Below are 5,032 nucleotides of genomic sequence, written 5' to 3' on the forward strand. Positions count from 1 at the left end.
GCCTGCTTACCCATGATGATCAGCTCAGGCTTCTCTTCATCGATCACTTTCGCCAGCAATTTAGCAACGGACAGAGACTCAGGCGCCTCGTCAACGTCGATCTGAATACCGCGATCAGCACCCAGCGCCAGCGCAGTACGAATCTGCTCCTGACATGCTTTAGGGCCAATAGATACGACAACAACTTCAGAGGCCGTACCGGCTTCTTTCAGACGTACCGCTTCTTCTACCGCAATTTCACAAAATGGGTTCAGGGCCATTTTTACGTTGGCCAGATCCACATCACTGTTGTCCGACTTCACACGTACTTTGACGTTGTAGTCGATCACTCGCTTAACTGTTACAAGCACCTTCATCAGCAAAGACCTTTTATCTGTAGTTCTTCTTAATATGCTTTTACTGTTGGATTAGATAACGCCTTGATTCGGCAGCTATACACTAAGAACCAACCGTTTTCTAAGTGGTTTCCCTAATCATACCCACCCGTCCAAAATAAGCAATAACCCTAACTGAAAATTTAACCCTTACATGCCTTGATAATATCGACATTATTTTAAAACGTCGATATTATCAAGGCATGTAAGACATTTAGCTACTATAAAACCGCCTCTATATATTTAAAAATGTTCCAATATTAGGGAATTTACTTATAATTGTACTACGTGATAAAAGAGCGCCGGTTTGCTTGAAGTGCCTCTGCTAATAACAAAGAAGAAACTGAGTTTGGGGAGATCTACCGATGACCCGTGAGTCGATGGAATTTGATGTTGTAATTGTAGGCGCTGGCCCTGCTGGATTGTCTACCGCCTGCCGCCTGATGCAGTTGGCGCAGGAGAAAGAACAGGAAGTTACTGTTTGTGTTGTGGAAAAAGGCTCTGAGGTCGGTGCACACATTTTATCTGGTGCTGTTATCGAAAGCCGTGCTATGGACGAGCTGTTCCCAGACTGGAAAGCGCAAGGTGCGCCACTGACCGCAGCGGTCACCGAAGATGAAGTATATCTGCTGAAGGATGCCGAAAACGGCACCAAGATCCCGAACGCTTTTGTACCTAAAACCATGCACAACGATGGCAACTATGTTGTCAGCTTGGGCAACGTGTGCCGCTGGTTGGCGGAACGCGCTGAAGAACTGGGTGTAGAGATATTCCCCGGTTTCGCCGCATCGGAAGTACTGTACAACGACGATGGCAGCGTGAAAGGCATCGCTACCGGTGACATGGGCATCGGTATGGATGGCGAACAGAAAGATAGCTACATGCCAGGCATGGAGCTACACGCAAAATACACCATTTTCTCTGAAGGCTGCCGCGGTCATCTGGGTAAACAGCTGATTGAGAACTTCAACCTGGATACCAAAGCGGATGCCCAGCATTACGGCATTGGCATCAAAGAGCTGTGGGACATCCCGGCCGATCAGCATAAACCGGGACTGGTTGTTCACGGTTCTGGCTGGCCACTGGATAAAAACACCAGCGGCGGTTTCTTCCTGTATCACACGGATGATTGCCAGGTTGTTGTTGGCCTGATTATCGACCTGAACTACGCCAACCCGTACATCAGCCCGTTTGATGAGTTCCAGCGTCTGAAACATCATCCGGTACTGAAGCAACATCTGGATGGCGGCACCCGCGTCTCTTACGGTGCACGTGCCATCACCAAAGGCGGATTTAACTCCCTGCCGAAAATGACCTTCCCAGGCGGCCTGATTGTCGGCTGTAACGCGGGCACATTGAACTTCAGCAAAATCAAAGGCACCCACACCGCGATGAAATCCGGTATGGTCGCCGCTGAAGCGATGTTCGAAGCACTGGCAGGCGGCTGTGCAGGCGGTGAAGAACTGACCCGTTATGAAGAGATGTTTAAGGAATCCTGGTTGCACGAAGAGCTGTTCAGCTCACGTAACTTTGGTCCTGCGATGCATAAGTTCGGCGCAATTCTGGGCGGTGCATTTAACTACATCGATCAGAATATCTTTGGCGGTAAACTGCCGTTCACGCTGCACGATAATCATGAAGATTATGCTCAGATGCAGCCAGCAAGCAACTTCCAGCCGATCGATTATCCGAAACCGGATGGCAAGCTGAGTTTTGACAAACTGTCGTCGGTATTCCTGTCGAATACCAACCACGAAGAAGACCAGCCGTGTCATCTGAAGTTGACGGATGTGGATATTCCTCTGACACAGAACCTGACCAAGTTTGCAGAACCTGCTCAGCGATACTGCCCTGCTGGTGTGTACGAGGTAGTCGAGGACGACGACGGCAAGCGCTTCCAAATCAATGCGCAGAACTGCTTACACTGCAAAACATGTGATATCAAAGACCCTGCCCAAAACATCACCTGGGTAACACCGGAAGGTATGGGCGGTCCAACCTACCCGAACATGTAACAGCATCTCGCAACGATAAATTCAAAGCGGCGGGCACACACCCGCCGCTTTTTTATTACGATCGCTAACAAGCAGATTCTTCCTCCAACGGCCCGAACAAACCGGCCAACACGTCTCGCATCCACTGATGCTCCACATCCGCATGATTACGCCGATGCCATAGCAGTCGAATCGCCACGGGTTCCAATTCGGAAAACGGTAACGTCAATGCCACCAGCTCTTCCGCTCTCGGTAATACCTTGTAGATCCGTTTTCCTGCAATCATGGCCAGATCCGCATCACAGAGCGCATTCATTGCCGTCATCAGATTATTGGTTTCAAGCAACACGTCCCGCGTAAGTGCCTTACCAAAGAGTAACCGGTCCAGCTGGCGGTGCTCGTTAAAACCCGGTATCCAGAAGTGTACGAAGGGCAGTGCAACAAACTGCTCTACTGTCAGAGGCAATGCTGCCGCAGGGTGATCCCGCCGCAAGAGACATACCGGCTCCTCATAACAAAGCACCCGAGAGTGAATATTCGCCGGCGCCTCATCTCCCAGATTAAGTACAAAATCCAGTTGCCCGGACGCCAGTGACTCCATGCTATACGCCTCAAGATTGACAACTTTTAGGCGCACATGTGGTGCAGCAGCCTGCAGCGCTTTGATCAGCGGAGCCACAACCATTTGAGAAAACAGGTCTAATATGCCGATACGAAAGGTACGCCGTAACTGGGAAGGATCAACAGTCACCGGCGCGACAAGCCGCAACATATCATCCAGTAACGGACGCAGCATTTCATGCAGCTGCTCCGCCCTGGGAGATGGCGAAAGGCCATGTGATTGCCGGATAAACAACTCATCACCGAATAGCTGACGTAAGCGCTGTAAACTCCGACTCATCGCAGGCTGCGACAAATCCAATCGCTCCGCAGCACGGGTCACGCTGCGCTCTTCCATCAGCGCATTAAATGCCACCAGCAAACGAAGATCGACCTGCCCCAGACCATCCAGATTCATTCAGCCTCGCTCTCCGCTAATTTCCGATAACCAATTCGATACATCATCACGTACAGCACCGGCACCACGATCAGTGTCAGCACGGTGGCCACCCCCAGACCGAATGTTATCACCACAGCCATACTGGCAAAGAAGTCATCAAACAGCAGCGGTATCATACCCAGGATAGTGGTTATTGCCGCCATACATACCGGCCGCACACGGCTGACCGAGGACTCGAATACGGCCCGATACGGATCTTGCCCGGATGCCAGCGCCAGATTGATCTGATCCAACAGCACGATGCCATTCTTCAATAACATACCCGAGAGGCTGAGAAAGCCAAGCAGCGCCATAAAGCCAAACGGCAAATCCAGCACCAGCAAGCCGAGTGTCACACCGGTAATCGCCAACGGCACCGTCGCCCAGATGGCGAGCGATTTTCGCAGCGCATTGAACAACAGTACGGTAATCACAAACATACTCAGGAAACCGATTGGCATAGCGGCCAACAGTGGTGCCTGTGCATCCCGGGCACTTTCGTATTCGCCCCCCCACTCCAGACTGTAGCCCGGTGGCAATTTTATCGCGTCAATTTGTGGCCTTACTCGGCTCAACAACGCGCTCGCTGGCTCCTGTGTCAGCGGATCGGGATCAGCCAACACTGTGATCGTACGCTTACGATCCCGCCGCATGATCAACGAATCCTCCCACTGCACCTCAAAACTGCCAACCACCTGCTCGACCGGGATATAGGACTGATATACCGGACTCCAGACTTTCAGATCCGGCAGGTTATCAATATTCAGGCGCTCCGTATCCGGGGTGCGTGCGATGATTGGCATTAGCTCAGCACCATCACGATAGAGGCCGATGGTCTTCCCGCTGAAATTCATCTGCAGCATCGCATCCAGGTCCTGCTTGCTCACCCCAACCCTGCGGGCCTGAGCTTCCAGAAACTGTGGCCGGATGATTTTATTGCGCTCACGCCAGTCGTGGCGGATGTTCGCGGCCAGGGGATCGTCCCGCAACACAGCCTGCACTTCAGATGCCAGCACGCGTAGCGTGTCAGGCTCCGGCCCGCTAACCCGGACTTCTATTTTGGCGTTAGTGGAAGGGCCGATCTCCAGACGTTTCAATTTAAACTGCGCATGGCTGTATTGCTCACGCAGATGTGCATCCAGATCTATCAATAACGAGTCGATCGCTTCAGTGTCATACGTACGCACCAGCAACTGACTGTAGGCCGCGTAGCTTTTCTCCGGACCGTAGGTCAGCATAAAACGCATCGCCCCTTTTCCCGTGGTTGTTGCTGCATACTCGACCCGCTCATCCGCCAGCAACCAGGCTTCGATCTCTCCGGTATCGGCGGCCGTATCACGGATATCCGTCCCTTGTGCACGCCAGTAGTCCACCAGAAACATCGGCGTGGTGGATGCCGGGAAGAACACCTGCTTCACCGAACCGAATCCAACTACTGCGACCACCAGCGCCATCAGAACAACGCCCATGGTAGCCCAGCGAGCACGCATACACAGGTCCAGTAACCATCGATAAGCCGTGAAGATCCCGCCCCTGTATGGATCTACCTCCGCATCATCTGGAGAGGTTTCAACTTCTTTGAAGAATACGCTGCAGAAAAAGAGTGTCAGTGTAATCGCCGTAAC

Annotated in this window: 3 protein-coding genes and 1 pseudogene; 1 reads left to right on the plus strand and 3 read right to left on the minus strand. The window is 52.0% G+C overall.

All coding sequences use genetic code 11. From position 1 onward, the window contains the following. A pseudogene (locus ABYW01_RS13725) lies at window positions 1–356 on the minus strand (electron transfer flavoprotein subunit beta/FixA family protein); the annotation flags it as partial. 383 nt (window positions 357–739) lie between these two features. Between ABYW01_RS13725 and ABYW01_RS13730 the strand changes: the two are divergent. Continuing rightward, window positions 740–2,389 (plus strand): electron transfer flavoprotein-ubiquinone oxidoreductase, encoded by a 1,650-nt coding sequence (locus ABYW01_RS13730; protein ID WP_372833610.1) that lies wholly within the window; start codon window positions 740–742, stop codon window positions 2,387–2,389. Between the two features lie 64 nt (window positions 2,390–2,453). Here the strand turns inward: ABYW01_RS13730 and ABYW01_RS13735 are convergent, their stop codons facing one another. Continuing rightward, window positions 2,454–3,386 (minus strand): LysR family transcriptional regulator, encoded by a 933-nt coding sequence (locus ABYW01_RS13735; protein ID WP_372833612.1) that lies wholly within the window; start codon window positions 3,384–3,386, stop codon window positions 2,454–2,456. Beyond that, on the minus strand, window positions 3,383–5,032 hold a 1,650-nt coding region (locus ABYW01_RS13740; protein ID WP_372833614.1), incomplete at its 5' end, for an efflux RND transporter permease subunit. The genes ABYW01_RS13740 and ABYW01_RS13735, both read right to left, overlap by 4 nt.

Source organism: Pontibacterium sp., from assembly GCF_041587635.1.
GTDB lineage: Bacteria > Pseudomonadota > Gammaproteobacteria > Pseudomonadales > Balneatricaceae > Pontibacterium.